This window comes from Flavobacterium sp. TN-1 (genome assembly GCF_052828645.1).
Map to the genome: position 1 here is coordinate 3372864 of NZ_CM128253.1, position 17751 is coordinate 3390614.

Here is a 17751-nt window from a genome sequence, read left to right on the forward strand (position 1 = left end):
TTTTTTAGACATCTTCTTTTTTTGTTAATTTTTTTAAAAAAGATTACGTTAAATTTTAATAAACTAATACCTTTATTGGCAAATTTTTTAAATCTTTTATTATTTATTAATGAAAAAAATATTTTTATCCGCTCTATTAACATCATTATTCTTTACTGGTAAAGCAGCACCTTTAAATGGTTCTAAAACACCAGAAGTAAGCGTTACAATTGATTTAAACACAATACAAGATGACAAGGTCATGGTAACGGTAATTCCTACTCCTTCTAAAGAAGATGTCATTCTCTTTAGTATTCCTAAAACAGTTCCGGGTACTTATTCATTAGATAATTATGGTCGTTTTATTGAAAAAATAAAAGCTTATACTACAAAGGGAGAGAATTTACCGTTAGCAAAACTAGACGAAAACACTTATCGTATTACGGGGGCTAAAAAACTAGGTAAAATTACTTATTGGGTAAATGACACTTATGATACTGAACAAGTTGGAGGCATAGGAGGTGATGATGTTTTTTCTCCAGCTGGAACGAATATAGATTCTAATTGTTTTGTTTTAAACACGCATGGCTTTATTGGTTATTTTAGCGATAAAAAAGAAGCTCCTTATACTTTAACAATTCTTCATCCTGACCATTTGTACGGTGCTACCTCTCTTACCGATAGTGATCCTAGTAAAATTGTTGATGTTTTTAAAACGAATCGTTATGCTACTCTAGTAGATCATCCAATAATGTATACTAAACCAGACATTGCTACTTTTAAAATAGAAGATATGGATATTCTAATAAGTGTATATTCGCCCACTGGAAAATACAAAGCGGCTGATTTAGCTCCTAACATGGAAAAAATGATGAAGGCTCAAAAAAAATTTTTAGGACCTATCAATAATACTAAAAAATATTCAATCCTAATTTATCTTACGGACGTACAAAAACAAGATGCAAAAGGCTTTGGAGCTTTAGAGCATACTACTTCTACAACTGTTGTTATGCCTGAAATGATGCCTTCTGATCAAATGGACGAACAGTTAAAAGACATTGTTTCTCACGAGTTCTTTCATATAGTAAGTCCACTAGGTGTTCATTCAGAAGAAATTCATTATTTTGATTTCAATGAACCTAAAATGTCTAAACATTTATGGATGTATGAAGGAATAACAGAATATTTTGCTAATCTGTTCCAAATTAATCAAGGTTTAATTAATGAAGATGAATTTTATAGTCGTATGACTGATAAAATTAGACAATCGGCTAATATGGACGACACAATTCCTTTTACTAAAATGAGCACTAATGTACTAACAAAACCTTATAAAGATCAATATTTAAATGTATATCAAAAAGGAGCTTTAATAGGTATGTGCCTAGACATTATTATTCGTGAAAAAAGCAATGGTCAACGTGGTGTATTAGATTTAATGCAAAAACTAAATAATGAATATGGTATTAATACTCCTTTTAAGGATGATGCTCTTTTTGATAAGATCATAGCTCTTACTTATCCAGAAGTAGGTGATTTTTTAAAAACTTATGTAGACGGGCCAACTCCCATTCCTTATGAAAAGTTTTTTGCTAAAATGGGGATTACACAAGCACAAACAAAAGTACCTGGAAATGTTTTTATAAAGGATCAAACTCCTTACATAACAGTTAATCAAACGACTAAAGAAATCATAATTCTTCCGGGTATAGAACTTCCCGAATTTTACAAGTATTTAGGTTTAAAAGGAGGCGATTATATTTTAGCTATAAATGATAAAAGTTACAATTTAGACAATATTTACGATATGATTATGGTAAGTCAAAGCTGGAAAGAAAATGACAATATTTCTATTAAAATTAAAAGGGATCAAAAAGAGATTACTTTAAAAGGAAATATAAAACTTCCATTTGAAGAAGTAACTGGCTACAAATCTACTGACGATAGTAAAAAAAGTTTAAAAGAAGCTTGGCTAAAAGGATAAATCTTATTTTTAAAAAAAATTAAAACCTCAAAATTCAATTGAATTTTGAGGTTTTTTTTTATTACATTGCGGGAAATTTATAAGAACTATGTATAAAAAAGTTATCATAGCAATCTCTTTTGCTTTTTTTATTTCGTGTGCTGATAAAGCACCTACAAAAGATGAGGTAATCATAACGGGAAATATAAAAGGGTTAAAGAAAGGAAAGCTATATATCCAAAAAGTACAAGATAGTACTTTAGTAGCTTTAGATACTATTGAATTAAATGGTTCATCTAATTTTGAGAGTTCAATTAAATTAGATTCTCCCGAAATGCTTTATTTGTTTGTAGACAGAGGACAAACTAACTCAATGGATAATAATTTGTTATTTTTTGCGGAACCAGGAAAAATAACTATTGATACGGATCTTGAATATTTTTTTGCTAATGCAAAAATTACAGGTTCTAAAAATCATGAGCTTTACAAAGAATATAAAGACATCATTGCTAAGTTTAATGAGCAACAGCTTCAATTACTTCAATCTAAAATACTAGGTAGCAAGGGCAACAAAAACTACAATGAACTAGATAATCAAAACAAGCAAGACCAATTATTGAAAAAAAAATATTTATACTCTGCTAATTTTGCACTTACTCATGCGGATTATGAAATTGCGCCCTATATAGCTCTTACAGATATTTATGATATGCAACCTAAGTTTTTAGAGGAAATACATAGCAAAATGTCTCCAGAAGTAGCCAATTCTAAATACGGTAAAAAATTTTCTGATTATTTAAAGAAATAGAGAATAAAAGAGGCTGTCCTAAAAGTTTGTAATCTTATCATTTCGACCCAAAGAAAAAAATCACATAATACTGATTATAAGACTCTTCCTTACATCAGAGTAAAACTGCATGTTGATTTATTACTTTTTGGACAACCTCTTTTCTTTTAGTTTCTTTATTGTTAAATCTAATATAATGAATACACAACTTATTCATAATTTACCTTTTGATTTTTTTCAGAACAATCATTTTGATTGTGCTATTTATTTTTACAATACACAACAATCTAGCAAAAATATTCCCGTTACTTTTACTCACAATGTACTTTGTTTTTTACTAAATGGACACAAAGAAGTTATTAGTAATCAGAATAATATTTCTATACAAAATGATCAATTCTTTTTATTACAATCTGGAAATAGTCTAATGACAGAACGTCTAATAGGAGATTCAGGCTATAATAGTATTCTTTTTTTCTTTTCTGATCATTTTTTAAATGAAATCTTATCAAAAAAACAAATTGAATTACCCAAAACAATGCAATCAAATCAAACGGTATTAAACATTCATAAAGACACTTATATTAATTTATTCGAAAAATCATTACTTTTATTAAAAAACGAGTTTAATAAAACACCTTATCTTACTTCTATAAAGTTAGAAGAAATTTTATTTTACTTACTAAGTAAGGAACCTGAGAGAATTACTAATTTTTTTAAAAATACATTAAGTAGACATAAAAATAAATCAATAAAAGACATTATTCAACAATACGAAGATAGCCACTTAACTATTGAGGAACTTGCTTTTTTATCTAATATGAGTATTTCTACGTTTAAAAGAAAGTTTGCTGAAATATATCAAATTTCACCTAAAAAATACTTTATTTCAAAAAGAATGGAAAAGGCTCGAAATGAGTTAATACTTAACAAGAGACCTTCTGATCTTTATCATGAATTGGGTTATGAAAATTTATCTGCATTTAGTAACGAATTTAAAAAGTATTATGGAGTATCTCCAAAAAACTTCAAAATGGACTAAAAGAACATCTTTTTGAACTTTTAGCGCAATAATACTCATAACCTTAATCTTAAATTTGCATCATAAAATAATATAAAAATGAAAAAAATCTTAACCTTGCTTGCTTTTATTTCTGCTTTTACAGCAAGCGCGCAAACTTTTACTTTAAAGAGTAATGATCTAGGAGGTCAGGCAACTATGAAACAAGTTTTTAACGGTTTTGGTTGTACAGGTGAAAATATGTCTCCTCAATTATTTTGGGAAAATGTACCAAAAGATACTAAAAGTTTTGCTGTTACAATACATGATGAAAATGCACCTACAGGTAGTGGATGGTGGCATTGGCTTGCTTTTGATATTCCTGCTACAACTAAAGAATTAAAAACAGGAGCGGGAGATGTTACTAAAAACTTAATGCCTGCTGGTTCAATACAAAGTATTACTGATTTTGGCAAATCAGGTTATGGGGGTCCATGCCCTCCTGAAGGACATGGTTTTCATAAATACACGATTACTGTTTATGCCTTAAAAACGGATAAGTTAGGTCTAGATAAAAATGCTAGTCCTGCATTAGTAGGTTATTACTTAAATGGCAATACAATTGAAAAAGCTTCTATTGTGATGTATTACAAAAGATAATTTTAACAACTCTTTTTAGTTAAAATAAACGGTTCCAAATACGGCTTACTATTTGTATTTGGGACCATTTTTTTGTTATTTTTTAGCGGCTCTGTTTAATTCTTCTCCTCCTGGCAAATTCATTCGTTTGGTTAAAAGTGAAATTTCATTCAATGAAAAATTACCAGTTAAAGACATTAATATCGTTTCTTTTCCTTCCATAAACAATAATAATTCTGATACATTTGTACTTCCTGGAATCATTTTTACATAGATTTTAGTACTTTTTCCGTTTTCATTCACGCGCATTAATTCTTCTAATTTATCACTATATTGTTCTATACTAGTACGCATATCGGAAATGGTTTTAGAGTGACTAGTTTTAAAAACTTTTAAATAATCTAGTTTTTTTATCAAATTTAAATACACTTGATCTTCTTTCGTTTCCATTTTCACTTTGCTCATTAATTCAAACATTTTATCATTTACGATAACAGAAGAGACATTATTATTACTTTCAAATTTATCAAAAGGAGTTTGTGCCGTGCCTAAATAAAATGATAAAATACTAAAAACTAAAACTATTTTTTTTTTCATTTTTTTACTTTTTAAAAATTTTGCGTGTCGTTTGATCATACTCTTTTAACTTATTTACATTTTTCATGCCAGAGTTCAATTGAGCCGAAATCAGATGTAAAGCTTTTTGTGTTTCTCTATAAGCTTCTTCTGGGGTTTGACAAGTTCCTAATTGAGAGTTAACATTTTTTATTGTTTGTTCTTCAAGATTATAATAATAACTCCCAAATGCTACTGAACCCACTATAAATGTTAAAAACCAAAATATTTTTTGATTTTTCACTTTTTCTTTACGCATTTGATCTAAATTTAAGCTCATAAATTTACATCATATCTTTTATAAATGAAAAAAAATATAATCAAGCTTTTCGTGGTCCTAACAATCGGTACGTTATTTAGTTGTAATGACTTAGATGATCAACCTCAATATAATGAGCTAGATCCTTATAATTTTGTATGGAAGGGATTTAACAAATATTATTTTTATCAAGAAAATGTAGCCAATCTAAGTGATTATCGTTTTAATTCTCAATATGAACTTAATTCGTTTTTAGGTACTTTTTCAAAGCCTGAAACTTTATTTGAAAGTTTAATTTACAATCGAAAGAATATTGATAAATTTAGTTTTATAACTTCTAATTATACTGTATTAGAACAGATTCTTTCTGGAACGAATGACAGTAATGGTATGGAGTATGGGATTAGTCCTAAGAATGGAAGTCAAACTGAAGTTTTTGGCTGGGTAAAATACATCATGCCTAATAGTGACGCTAGTACAAAAGATCTAAAACGAGGGGATCTTTTTTATGGGGTTGATGGTATTCCTCTTACTCGTAACAATTATCGTGAATTGTTATCTAAAACAAATTATACTTTAAATTTAGCTTCGTATGATGGAGGTGCTATTACACCTAATGGAAAAACAGTGGCGTTAACTAAAAAGGCGTATTCTGAAAATCCTGTTTATATTACCGATGTGATAGAGGAAGGAAATAAAAAAGTTGGTTATTTAATGTATAATGGTTTTTATACGTATTATGAACCAGAATTAAATCAAGCTTTTGGTAAATTAAAGGCGGCTGGAATAACGGATTTAGTCTTGGATTTACGTTATAATTCAGGAGGATCAGTAGCAACCGCTACTCGTTTAGCAAGTATGATTACGGGACAATTTGAAGATCAAATTTTTGCTAAAGAGCAATGGAACTCTAAAATTAATAGAGCAATAGATCCTAATAGATTATTAAACAAATTTACCTCACAACTAAAAAATGGCACTCCTATTAATTCATTAAATTTAAATAAGGTATATATCTTAACAACTACTAATACTGCATCTGCTAGTGAATTAGTCATTAACTGTTTAAAACCTTACATACAAGTAGTTCAAATAGGTAATACTACTACAGGGAAGAATGTGGGGTCTATTACATTGTATGACTCACCTGATTATACAAAACGAAATTTAAATCCAACTCACAGATATGCTATGCAATTAATTGTTTTAAAAATTGTTAATAAAGTGGGTTTTGGAGATTATGAAGCGGGTATTACGCCTGACACGACTAATATATTAATGGAAGATATAAGTAATCTAGGTATTTTAGGGAACAGCTCTGAACCTTATTTAGCTAAGGCAATGAGCTTAATTAAATCTGGTAATCGAATTGGTATTCAAAAACCTCAATTTAAAATTGGCAATGAAATTATTGATCTTTCTAAACGTGATTTAAAATATGAAATGTATATAGATTAAACGACACTCTGTAACTGGAAAATTATTTTTTATCCAAAAATAAGGAGAAATCACAAAATAGCGATAATGTGATTTCTCCTATTTATTGAAGTAACGAACTTATGAATATTATTATTTTTTAAGCTATAATTCGTTTTAATTAAAACTGAAAATTCATTCCGATTTTAAAGTTTCTTCCTCTTGTATTATATCCCATGGTTTCTATAAATTCTTCATTTAATAAATTTTGAACGGATCCAAAAACACTCAAATGGTTTGTTAATTTTACTTTCAAATTCGTATGAAATAATTTATAAGCTGAAACGGATACATCTGTTGCTTTAAAAGTGAAAGAATTGTAATATGATAGGTTTCTAAAATCTATAAACTGAAATTGAGCATCCCATGCAATAGATTTAGTCAATTCAACCGATAAACTAGCATTTACTCTATGTTTTGCAACGGCTTTTGCTATAGCCTGATCATTTTCTACAAAAGTATAATTACCAGTTAAGGTTATTTTTTCTAGAGGTTTGATCATTATATTGGATTCAATCCCTTTTGATTTATTTATTCCTTCTGTATTTTCATATTGCCATCCTGTATTTGAGGTCTTCTTTTTAAAAGCAATTGAATTATTTTCTTCTCTATAAAATCCAACTGCTGAAATTTTTAATTTTTGATTTAAAAAACTTTTTTCAAAACCAGTTTCAATAGTAGTATTTTCTTGTGGTGTTAAATCTTTATTGCCATACTCAGAATATACTTGATATAATGTTGGTGCTACTACTGCTCCTCCTATTGATCCATATAATTTTAAATTGATTTTTTCAAAATTAAAACTTGGATTAATATTAAAGATGACATAGTCTTTATAAACGCTGTGTTTTAAATAACGAGCTCCCGCATTTACATTTAATCCAAACTTAGTGTTTAATACTGCTGTAATATAAGGATCTAACATGGTGTATTTAGCGTCTTGATTATAAATATTAACATAAGGGGTAGCTTGAAGCATATCAAAATATTGAAATTGAACCCCTGTGATAAAAGCTAAAGAGTTTCCTATATTGTATTTATTAAAAACGTCAACATTAATATTTCGTGATTTAGAAAAGGATTCTGTATAATTATTTAATGAGGCTCCTGATAGTCTTTTTTGTTCATAAAAGCCAAAAGAAGAATTTATTTTCAACTCTCCTTTTTTATACTTCATTGAAGGAGAAAAGCCTCCTCTAAACTGTTCTCCTATTAAAGTATTTACTTCATTATCTACAAAGGCTCCTGTATCGTAAGCAAATCTTAAGCGATCATAGTTAGCAAAAAAATCTAATTTAATTCCTTTGTTTATTGCTACTCCTAATTGTTGATTAAGATTAACTCTTGAAAACTTATCTTTTTCAAAATCATCTCCTTTTGCTTCACTAATACCTGTTATTTCAGCACTATTTAGAGAGGTTAAAAAAGAGATTTTTCCCTTTGTTCCGTTCAATGAAAAACCTTGATTGTATTCTTCTGGTTTATACTTTTTGGTGGTTGTTAAATTTTGAGTTCCTATATTAAAGTAGGCTGTTCCTATGACTCCTTTGTCAGTTGCTTTTTTTAATGTAATATTAATAACTGCTGTGGCTGCATTAGCACCATATAATACGGAGGAAGCTCCTTTGAGTACTTCTATACTTTCAACTTGTTCTACGGGTAATAATCGTAAATCATACGTAGTTGAAATACTCGATGCGTCTACTACAGGATTACCGTCTATTAGAATTAATACTTGTTTTGTACTTCCTCCTCTAACAAACAAATCTAAATTCTTTCCTACTCCGCTCTGACTTCCTACAACTTCAAATCCAGCTAACTGGCTTAATACGGTAGCAACACTTTGCCCTTTTCTTTGCTCTAAATCTTTTGTTGTGATTTTTTCAATCGTTCTACCTGTTTTTGTTTTGTTTTGCTGAAATTTAGTTTCTGATACGACTACTTCTTCTATTTTTTTTGATTCTTGATCTTGTGCAAAAGCACTACCATACATACACGTTAAAACGCTTGCTAATAAAATGTTTTTTTTCATTTTAATTCTTTAAATGCGGAAAAAAAGACAGAATTTACCCATACCCAAACTTTTTTTCCCGAAAGTTTGTTAATAAAATAAATTTAGGCAGGTCTCCTGGCTTGCGTCTTGTAATTAGCCTTCCCGTTTTAAATTTCAAACAGTGGTTGTAGATCATTACAAGCTGAATAGCTTACAGTTGCGGGTACAGCTCAGGTTTTGATATTCGATTTTTTATTTTAGATATTGATTTTCAGGAATACGATTCCGTTATCATTAATCTTCAAATAATTTATCTATAATCTCACTCTGATTCCCTTTTAAGCTGACTTTTAACAAAAGTCGAGCACCATAAATTCACAGGCAAAGTTAGCACATCTTTTAAAAAAAATAAAAAAAATAAAAAAAAACAGATTCCTTTATTAAAAATTATTCAATAAAAGAACCCTAAAATCCATATATTTCAAAGTTTAGAATATAATTTAGTTTTATTTCATCTCCAATTATTATTATACCATTTAAACTTTGAAATTTCCTTATAATATTTTTTTTTAACCTTGAGACTGTCCAAAAAATTCGCAATCTTTTCATTTCGATCAAAGGGAGAGTTCGAGTTGTTTTTAAAATAAAAAAAACGTATCGAGAACTTTATTTTTTAATCCAGTATATTTTAGGTTTAAATGGTATTACCTCTTTATCTATAATAGTTTTCTAATACCTAACCTATATTGAGCAAAATTTGAATAAAAAATGCCCCAAATAGTGTCTAACTTTTTGGGGCATGTTCAATGTTGTAGCTTTTTTTATTTAAAACAAAGGTCTTTTTACGAAGCTTTTAAAATTATTTTTTCTTTGACCAATCTAAGTTCGTTACATAAGAAATCCTTAGCGTGGGATTATTTTCTTGTATGGTGTTAGGTACATTCCATAAATTTTGGTGAATGTAACTTATTTGAATTTGATGTTGAGGGTTTAAATTATATCCTAAACCTGCAATTACTCTATTTTGTTGTACAAATGTTTTGGCTGCTTTTACTCCTATATTCATAAATATCTCATCTCCTAAAAAAGCAAACAATTGAGTTTTATCTTCTTTTTTAGTTAAAGTGTAATTTACCAAATACATGTATCGTAAACGATTTCTATAATCTCTATTAGTTATGACAAAATCTCCTGCTTCATTTTTAGTAGCTACTCCTACCCAACGACTCTCATCGCGTAGACGATGGGTAAATTTAAAATCATTTTTAGCACAGCTATAAACACCTTGTATCCATACGTTATCCTCTGGTGTTACGACTCTATTTAAAGGGACATCTCCATAAACAAAAAATTCATGGTGTGTATAACCTATGCTACCACTGATTTGTTTGGTAAACTGGTAATCTACAGATGGGCGTATAAAATATTGTTGTTTTTGGTCAAATCCGTTGGCGAATATTAAAGATCCTTCTAGTGTTAAGGAAAGTTTTTTTCCTATCGTGTTTTTTCCTAAATAATGCAACCAAATATCATTATTATGATTTATTACTTGACCAAATACGTTATTACACAAAGAAAATAACACGAACAAAAATAGTGGTGTTTTAATACTTTTTTTCATATTTTTTTGTTTAAGGGAGCGCAAAGGTACAATAAAAAACAAAAAAATAAATATTTTTCACATGTATTTATAAAAACACTTGCTGTTTTGAAAAAAAACCACCTTGTTTTCAGTTCCTCACAAACAAATTATTATCAATTAGTTAGTTATAAAATATTATTTTAAAAAAGATAGGTTCTCTTTTTATTTAATTGAAACCTTTTTTACTTCTCCAAAATCTACTTTATAATTAAACGCATCTTTTAGGGGTTGTTTTTCTAGGTAACATATTAAACTTCTTATAACACCTGCATGAGTAAAAATAACTAATGGTTTCTCTAACGCCATTTTTTGTATTATTTCCCAAAATTCAACTACTCTTTCGTATAAAACTTGAAAAGACTCTCCCATTGGAACTGAAATATTTACAAAATCTTCCATCCAAGGATTTAATTCTTCCTCTGGTATTGCATTCCATTTTTGTAATTCCCATTTTCCAAAATTCATTTCCTTTAATCGGTTGTCTACCGTTATTTCTTGTTTTGAGAAACAATATTCAGCCAATTCTAAGCAACGTGTCAAAGGGCTACTATATACGAATGCTTTTTCTGGTAATTTTTTTTTTATCTCTTGAAATTGTTCTAAAAAATTAGGTGCTAAGTTTACATTGCTCTGTCCATAACAAACTCCTTTGGGACAAATGGTTTCGGTATGGCGTACTAAATAAATTTGCATAGTGTCAGAAAAGATAAAAGGGTTACTACTTCGCTAATCTGTTCTAAAGCTCCTAAACAATCGCCTGTGTATCCTCCAATCCATTTGGTAAAATACCGTCCCATATACAAACGTGTGAGGAGTAAAATGGGTAATACTACCAAATAAAATGGATTGTAAATATAAGCCATACAAGCCAATGGTGCTAATCCAAAGAAAAGTACTCCTATTATTTCATATTTACTAAAACCTTTGGCTATAGGTTTACTTTTACTTAATTCGTCTTCTCTTACATACGGTAACGTAAAGGAAAGTGAAATGGCATTTGCTCTGCTTATACTATGGTAGGTAATAAATAAAAAGCTTGCATAAGCATATTGGTTCCAAGAAGTATTAGGGATTCTGTTCATTATTTCAAAAAGGAGTAAAAACTTGATTAGCAGTAGAAGTACAACTCCTATAGCGCCATAAGCTCCTATAGCACTGTCTTTCATAATTTTTAATATTTTTTCTTTTGTCCAGCCTCCTCCAAACCCATCGCAAACGTCCGCAAATCCATCTTCGTGAAAGGCTCCTGTAATCAGCACGCCTGCTACCATGGAAAAAATAATGGCTATTAATAATGAAAAAAGATAATGAGCTCCTAAAAATACTAAATAAGATAGACTTCCTACTAACCAACCTACTAACGGAAAATAACGTGTTGCTTTATTTAAATAACTAGGATCATGATGAATATGTTTTGGACAGGGAATACGTGTATAGAACATTAATGCTGTAAAAAAGATGTCTCGCTGTTTTTTCATTTTTTTTATAAACCTTAGGGTATAAAACTAGCCTCTTTAAAGGCTTTCACTAACGCCTGCTTCTTCAAAACTTGCCATTTGATTTAAAAAATTAACGGCTCCTTGTATGATTGGAAAAGCAAGGGCTATTCCTGTACCTTCTCCTAATCGTAATCCTAAATCTAGCAATGGTTTTCCATTTAAATAGTGCAACAAGTTTTTATGTGCTTTTTCTTGTGAACAATGACAGAATATGGCGTTTTTTATAATTTTTGGTTCATAAGTATACGCTACTAAAAAGGCTACTGAACTAATAAATCCGTCTACTAGAATTAACATATTGTTTTCAAAGGCTTGAAGCATTCCTCCTGCCATTTGATAAATTTCAAATCCACCAAAATGGGCTAATTTTTCATCTATCATGGAGGATCCTTTGTAATTTTGTAAAGCTGTTTTTAAAATAATTGTTTTTCTATCTAATGCTTCATTAACTACTCCTGTCCCACTCCCTACACAATCTTGAATTGGAATTTCTGTTAAAATACTCATTAATACAGCGGAAGTGGCTGTGTTTCCAATACCCATTTCTCCAAAGCCAACGCAATTAGATCCTTTTGTGTGTATTTCTTGTACAATCTGTCTTCCTTTTTGTAAACATTCTTTAAATTGCTCTGCTGACATGGCAGCTTGCTCTAAAAATGATTGAGTTCCTTTTGCTACTTTTTGATGTATTATGGGTAATGAATTATCAAAATCAAAATTTACTCCTGCATCAATTACTTCTAATGTTAATCCATTTTGTTTTGAAAACACATTAATTGCTGCCCCACCGTTTACAAAATTCAAAACCATTTGAGGGGTTACTTCAGCTGGATAAGCACTTACGCCTTCTCTTGCTATACCATGATCTGCTGCAAAGACTAAAATATGTGGATTTCGTATTTCAGGTGTAAGTGTATTAAAAACTTGTCCTATCTGCAAAGCTATACTTTCTAATTGGCCTAAAGCTCCTAAAGGTTTGGTTTTAAAATCAATCTTATGTTGTAATTTTTCTGTTAAACTCATCACTTCTTATGTTATTTTTCCCAAACTAAAAAACAATAGTCTTGGTAAATTTCTTTTTTATAATTAGGTAATACAATAGGATTATCAAATAACGGGCAGTTAATTACTACTGTGTGAAACTCTCCATTTTCACCACATGGATCTATATTTAATTGAATTAATTTTTGAATGATTTCCTTTGTTAAAATTTTTCCTAAAAATTCTACTCCCATAGTAGTATTACAGGAAACAATCATACAAACAATATTTTGTTCTATCATTTGTTTTACTAATTCTAAACGATCTTGTTGCCAGAGAGGTAAAATGGCATTTAATTTGGCTTCTTGGCATACTTTTTCTTCCCATTCTTTATGAGGTGCTAAATCAATATCTCCAAAAATAACATTTTCTACTTTATATTCTTCTTTTAATTGATGAAGTGTTTTTATGTATTTTTTTTCATAATCGCTCCAAGTGGTTGGTATTCCTATGAATGGTATTTTTAACTGATTGGCTTGTTGTTCTAAAATAAGTTGTGTTAATCCGTGCGAACGGGATACTTTTCCGTTTTCATTCATCATGTTTAAAAGCACTGTCGGTTGATATCCTGATTTTATGGCTTTTATTGTTGCGTAACAACTGTCTTTACCTCCACTCCAAGAAAGAATTGCTTTCATTATTTTGTATGATTTTTATACTCTTGTTTCTGAATGATAAATATTACTTAATTTCTACAGGAATTCCTGAAATCATCAAAATTACTTTATCTGCTTTTCGAGCTAAATATTGATTCATCCAACCTTGTAATTCGGTAAATTTTCTTCCTATTTCGGTCTGAGCATGAACTCCCATACCAATTTCATTTGTAATAATAATAATATTTGTATCTTCTTGAAGTAATATTTTTTCAATTTCTGATTTTGCTAATTCTAGTGATTTTTCAATATCATTTTGGGTATCTACAAAAAAATTAGTCAACCACAAGGTTACGCAGTCAATCATAGTCACTTTTTTAGAAAAGTTAAAATTGCTTATATATTTTTCTTCTTCAACATTCGTCCATCGTTGGTCACGATCTTTTTGATGTCTATCTATTCTTTTTTGAAAATCACCGTCCCATTTGCGAGCAGTAGCCATATACACGGGATTAGACGACAACTCTAACGCTAAGTCTTGGGCATACGCACTTTTACCTGAACGTTCGCCACCTGTTATAAGATACAACATACACTCTGTTTTTTGGCTGTAAAGATATTTAAAACTTTATCTTTGCTTATAAAATACTAAAAAAACATTATAACTTACTTTTTTTACTAAAGTTCGTGATTTAATATATAATTATGGGTACTTATAAAATTCAAATTTTAGAAACAATAGCCGCTCTAGTCATATACATATTTCTTTTTTTCTTTACTAAAAACATAATTAACAATACGTTAAAAAAGACCTACATTGAAAGAACAAGGAGAAAGATATCTATTAAGGTATTACATCTTCTAATAACTATTGTTTTTTTTGTTTTAATTTCTGGAATTTGGGGGCTGGAACAAAATGAAATAGCCCTCTTTGCTAGTAGTATTCTAACAGCTTTGGGAGTTGCTTTTTTTGCTCAATGGTCTTTATTGTCTAACATAACATCAAGTTTAATACTTTTTTTTAATCATCCTCTTAAATTAGGTGATACCATAAGAATACTTGATAAAGACTTTCCTTTAGAAGGTGAAATTATTGAGCTTACCTATTTTTTTGTTTATTTAAAAACTGCTGATGGGCAAACTATTACAATTCCTAATTCTTTAATTTTACAAAAATCGGTTTCAATAATAGAAAAAACCGATACTCCTTTTTAAAAATATATTTTAGAATTATACAACCAATCAATAGTCTCTTTTAAGATAAAATATATTTTATCTTTGTTGATCATTTAAAAAAATTAATTTTCCATATACTATTATGATAAAACTATTACAATATATCTTTTTTGTTTTATTTTGTTCTCTTACTATACAATGTAAAAAAAATGAAGCTACACGTACTTTTGCTCCGCAAAGAAATAACGTTTTAACAGATGCCACAGCTTTTACCTTAAATGAATACGAAAATTATTCTGTTATAAAAGTTACAACTCCATGGCCTAATGCTCAAAAACCGTTTACTTATGTTCTTACCAAAAGTAATAAGAACATCCCTGATAGCTTAAAACAATATCTTCAAATACCAGTTCCTCTTAAAAACCTTGTAGTAACCTCTACTACTAATATTCCTTTTTTAGAAATTTTAGGAGTAGAAAACAAGTTGGTGGGTTTTCCTCATACTGACTATATTTCGTCTGATAAAACTCGGAAATTAATTGATTCTGGAAGAATAAAAAACTTGGGGGAAAATGAAAAAATTAATATCGAACAATTGATTAGTCTAGCTCCAAACGCATTGGTTGCTTTTGGAGTAGATGGAAATAATCCAACCTTAAACACCATTGAAAAAGCAGGAATCCCCGTTCTAATTCAAGCAGATTGGATGGAGCAAACACCACTAGGAAAAGCTGAATGGATTAAGTTTTTTGGTGCTTTAGTAGGAAAAGAAAAAGAAGCTAAAAACTATTTTGATCAAGTTAAAAAAAACTATTTAAATGCGCTAGAAATTGTAAAAACGATTCAACAAAAACCTACTATTCTTTATGGTACAATGTATCAGGATCAGTGGTATATGCCTAAAGGTGATAGTTGGAAAAGCACCTATATACAAGATGCGGGGGGCAACTATCTTTGGAAAGATGTAAAAGGCACAGGAAGTATCCCTCTGAGTTTTGAACAGGTTTTTGAAAAAGGACAAAATGCTTTGATCTGGATTGCAACAGGAGATATTACAAATTGGAACGAATTTGGAAAATCAAATATTCATTACTCTCAATTTAAAGCGTATCAAAATAAGAAGGTATATACTTTTGAAGGGAAAAAAGGAAAAAAAGGAGGTACTCTTTTCTTTGAATTTTCGCCTAGTCAACCCGATAAAGTACTGAAAGATTACATAAAAATTATACATCCTGAATTATTGCCTAATTATCCATTTACATTTGTAACGCCCATACAATAAAAGTCTTGAAAAATAAAAAACTTCTTTTTTGTTTTATTCTCTTAAGCGTAATTCTTTTTATTTTAGACTTATGCTTAGGTTCTGTTAGAATCCCAATACAGGATACTTTTCAGGTTTTAATAGGCAACAATGCTTCTAAAACTACTTGGCAGTATATTATTTTAAATTTTAGACTTCCTAAAGCTCTAATAGCATTAGCTGTGGGTACAGCATTACCTATATGCGGATTACTCATGCAAACTCTTTTTAGAAATCCATTAGCAGGTCCTTATATTTTAGGATTAAGTTCAGGTTCCAGCTTAATGGTTGCTTTCGTGATCATGGGAAGTAATTTTTTACCCCCTCTACTTGTTCCTCTTTTTACATCGTCTTACGGAATTGTCTTTGCCTCTATCATAGGTTCTCTAATTGTTTTGATAGCAGTGCTTCTAACGGCTCAGAAAATAAAAAACACTATGTCTATCTTGGTTATTGGATTGATGTTTAGTCATTTTACAAGTTCTATTATCAATATTTTAAGTTATTTTTCATCAGCTGAACAATTACAAAAATTTTCTATTTGGTCTATGGGAAATTTAGGTAGTGTGAGTTGGGAAAATATTTATTTTATTTTTATCGTTTGCGGCATTACGCTACTTTATACGATCCGTCTTCTTAAAAATTTAGACGCTCTTTTGTTGGGAGAAAATTACGCTAAAAGTCTGGGTGTTCCTTATAAAAAAACTTTACATCAAATTATTTTAATAACGAGTATCCTTACTGGTATACTCACGGCTTTTGTGGGACCCATAGCTTTTATAGGGTTTGCAATTCCTCATCTTGCAAAAATTATTTTCCAAGGCAGTCAACATCTTCATCTTTTTATAACCACTTTATTAACAGGAATTTGCATTATGCTTCTTTGCGATATTGTTTCTCAGGGTTTTGAGGTAGCTATTCCTATAAATGCTGTTACCTCTATTATAGGTGCTCCTATAGTAGTATGGCTTTTGCTAAAAAAACGTACTTTAAATTAATGAAAAATCCAATCATTTTACAAACCAAACACCTTAGTATTGGCTATACATTAAAAAAGAATCCAATTTATATAGCTCAGAATTTAAATTTAAATTTTGAAGCAGGAAAATTAATTACCCTTATAGGTGCTAACGGAATAGGGAAATCAACTCTTTTAAAAACGCTAACAGCTATTCAATCTCCTCTTTCGGGTGAGGTTATTTTAAATTCTTTAGACATTAAAAAATACACGACTATTGAATTAGCAAAAAACCTAGCAGTTGTTCTTACTGAAAAACTCCCTTCTAGTAATCTAACCGTTTATGAATTAGTTGCTTTAGGTCGTCAACCCTATACCAATTGGATTGGAACGCTTACACAAGAAGATCGTCTGAAAATAAAGGAAGCTTTAATTCTAACAGAAACAACAGCTATCCAAAACAAGAAACATTACGAAATAAGTGATGGTCAGTTGCAAAAAACATTAATAGCAAGGGCTCTAGCTCAAAATACCCCTTTGATTATTTTAGATGAACCTACCACACATTTAGACTTACATCATAAGGTTGCTGTTTTTAAATTATTAAAAAAGTTAGCTCACAAAACCCAAAAGTGTATCTTATTTTCTACTCATGATATTGATTTGGCCATTCAGTTAAGCGATGAAATGGTTGTTATGACTCCTGATTTTGTTGTACAAGATCAACCTTGCGTACTAATTGAAAAAGGTGTTTTTAATTCTTTATTTAAGGATGAAGACATTCTATTTGATAACGAAAAGAGAAAATTTATATTTAAATAATCCCAA

General features: G+C 29.7%; 18 protein-coding genes and 1 riboswitch. Of the genes, 9 read left to right on the top strand and 9 right to left on the bottom strand.

Annotation, left to right across the window (positions count from 1 at the left end):
• The first annotated feature begins 109 nt into the window (after positions 1 to 109).
• The 4 genes from ACUXZJ_RS15195 (at position 110) to ACUXZJ_RS15210 (ending at position 4389) form a co-directional block, all read left to right on the top strand.
• A complete protein-coding gene (locus tag ACUXZJ_RS15195; RefSeq protein ID WP_060382792.1) occupies positions 110 to 1963 on the top strand; it encodes a M61 family metallopeptidase in 1854 nt (617 codons plus the stop codon).
• A gap of 88 nt (positions 1964 to 2051) precedes the next feature.
• Positions 2052 to 2750: a DUF4369 domain-containing protein gene (locus ACUXZJ_RS15200; protein ID WP_060382793.1), complete on the top strand. Its 699-nt coding sequence runs from the start codon at positions 2052 to 2054 to the stop codon at positions 2748 to 2750.
• 175 nt (positions 2751 to 2925) lie between these two features.
• Complete coding sequence (locus ACUXZJ_RS15205; RefSeq protein WP_060382794.1) at positions 2926 to 3771, top strand: helix-turn-helix domain-containing protein; 846 nt, start codon at positions 2926 to 2928, stop codon at positions 3769 to 3771.
• A 78-nt stretch (positions 3772 to 3849) separates the two neighbouring features.
• Entirely contained in the window at positions 3850 to 4389 is a 540-nt protein-coding gene (locus ACUXZJ_RS15210) for a YbhB/YbcL family Raf kinase inhibitor-like protein (protein WP_060382795.1), read from the top strand.
• A 75-nt stretch (positions 4390 to 4464) separates the two neighbouring features.
• On the opposite strand, the gene ACUXZJ_RS15215 is transcribed toward ACUXZJ_RS15210, so the two are convergent.
• Entirely contained in the window at positions 4465 to 4965 is a 501-nt protein-coding gene (locus ACUXZJ_RS15215; RefSeq protein WP_060382796.1) for a DUF4252 domain-containing protein, read from the bottom strand.
• A 4-nt stretch (positions 4966 to 4969) separates the two neighbouring features.
• On the bottom strand, positions 4970 to 5263 hold the full coding sequence (locus ACUXZJ_RS15220) for a hypothetical protein (RefSeq protein WP_060382797.1): 294 nt from the start codon (positions 5261 to 5263) through the stop codon (positions 4970 to 4972).
• A 24-nt stretch (positions 5264 to 5287) separates the two neighbouring features.
• On the opposite strand from ACUXZJ_RS15220, the gene ACUXZJ_RS15225 reads away from it, so the two are divergent.
• Positions 5288 to 6700 carry a S41 family peptidase gene (locus ACUXZJ_RS15225; RefSeq protein ID WP_060382798.1) on the top strand — a complete coding sequence of 471 codons (1413 nt, stop codon included), beginning with the start codon at positions 5288 to 5290 and terminating at the stop codon, positions 6698 to 6700.
• Between the two features lie 139 nt (positions 6701 to 6839).
• Here the strand turns inward: ACUXZJ_RS15225 and ACUXZJ_RS15230 are convergent, their stop codons facing one another.
• The 7 genes from ACUXZJ_RS15230 to ACUXZJ_RS15260 all read right to left on the bottom strand — a co-directional run bounded on the left by ACUXZJ_RS15230 (position 6840) and on the right by ACUXZJ_RS15260 (position 14081).
• The gene (locus tag ACUXZJ_RS15230; RefSeq protein WP_063743121.1) at positions 6840 to 8750 is read right to left on the bottom strand and encodes a TonB-dependent receptor plug domain-containing protein; all 1911 of its coding nucleotides are present in this window, start codon (positions 8748 to 8750) and stop codon (positions 6840 to 6842) included.
• 69 nt (positions 8751 to 8819) lie between these two features.
• Positions 8820 to 9099, bottom strand: a riboswitch (cobalamin riboswitch).
• A 471-nt stretch (positions 9100 to 9570) separates the two neighbouring features.
• Entirely contained in the window at positions 9571 to 10332 is a 762-nt protein-coding gene (locus tag ACUXZJ_RS15235) for a DUF2490 domain-containing protein (protein ID WP_060382800.1), read from the bottom strand.
• A 183-nt stretch (positions 10333 to 10515) separates the two neighbouring features.
• Positions 10516 to 11046 carry an alpha-ribazole phosphatase gene (gene cobC / locus ACUXZJ_RS15240; RefSeq protein WP_060382801.1) on the bottom strand — a complete coding sequence of 177 codons (531 nt, stop codon included), beginning with the start codon at positions 11044 to 11046 and terminating at the stop codon, positions 10516 to 10518.
• Positions 11031 to 11831 (bottom strand): adenosylcobinamide-GDP ribazoletransferase, encoded by an 801-nt coding sequence (locus ACUXZJ_RS15245; RefSeq protein ID WP_060382802.1) that lies wholly within the window; start codon positions 11829 to 11831, stop codon positions 11031 to 11033. The genes cobC and ACUXZJ_RS15245 overlap by 16 nt, the downstream gene beginning before the upstream one ends.
• Before the next feature lie 36 nt (positions 11832 to 11867).
• Positions 11868 to 12875, bottom strand: coding sequence for a nicotinate-nucleotide--dimethylbenzimidazole phosphoribosyltransferase (gene cobT / locus ACUXZJ_RS15250; protein ID WP_060382803.1), 1008 nt, complete (start codon positions 12873 to 12875; stop codon positions 11868 to 11870).
• Between the two features lie 11 nt (positions 12876 to 12886).
• Positions 12887 to 13531: a Dph6-related ATP pyrophosphatase gene (locus ACUXZJ_RS15255; protein ID WP_060382804.1), complete on the bottom strand. Its 645-nt coding sequence runs from the start codon at positions 13529 to 13531 to the stop codon at positions 12887 to 12889.
• A 43-nt stretch (positions 13532 to 13574) separates the two neighbouring features.
• A complete protein-coding gene (locus ACUXZJ_RS15260) occupies positions 13575 to 14081 on the bottom strand; it encodes a bifunctional adenosylcobinamide kinase/adenosylcobinamide-phosphate guanylyltransferase (RefSeq protein WP_060382805.1) in 507 nt (168 codons plus the stop codon).
• Positions 14082 to 14194: 113 nt separating this feature from the next.
• On the opposite strand from ACUXZJ_RS15260, the gene ACUXZJ_RS15265 reads away from it, so the two are divergent.
• From ACUXZJ_RS15265 to ACUXZJ_RS15280, 4 genes are all read left to right on the top strand, one after another.
• Positions 14195 to 14704 carry a mechanosensitive ion channel domain-containing protein gene (locus tag ACUXZJ_RS15265; protein WP_060382806.1) on the top strand — a complete coding sequence of 170 codons (510 nt, stop codon included), beginning with the start codon at positions 14195 to 14197 and terminating at the stop codon, positions 14702 to 14704.
• A gap of 103 nt (positions 14705 to 14807) precedes the next feature.
• A complete protein-coding gene (locus ACUXZJ_RS15270; protein WP_060382807.1) occupies positions 14808 to 15947 on the top strand; it encodes an ABC transporter substrate-binding protein in 1140 nt (379 codons plus the stop codon).
• A gap of 5 nt (positions 15948 to 15952) precedes the next feature.
• On the top strand, positions 15953 to 16963 hold the full coding sequence (locus ACUXZJ_RS15275) for an iron ABC transporter permease (RefSeq protein WP_060382808.1): 1011 nt from the start codon (positions 15953 to 15955) through the stop codon (positions 16961 to 16963).
• Positions 16963 to 17745, top strand: coding sequence for an ABC transporter ATP-binding protein (locus ACUXZJ_RS15280; RefSeq protein WP_446195422.1), 783 nt, complete (start codon positions 16963 to 16965; stop codon positions 17743 to 17745). The genes ACUXZJ_RS15275 and ACUXZJ_RS15280 overlap by 1 nt, the downstream gene beginning before the upstream one ends.
• The last annotated feature ends 6 nt before the right edge of the window (positions 17746 to 17751 follow it).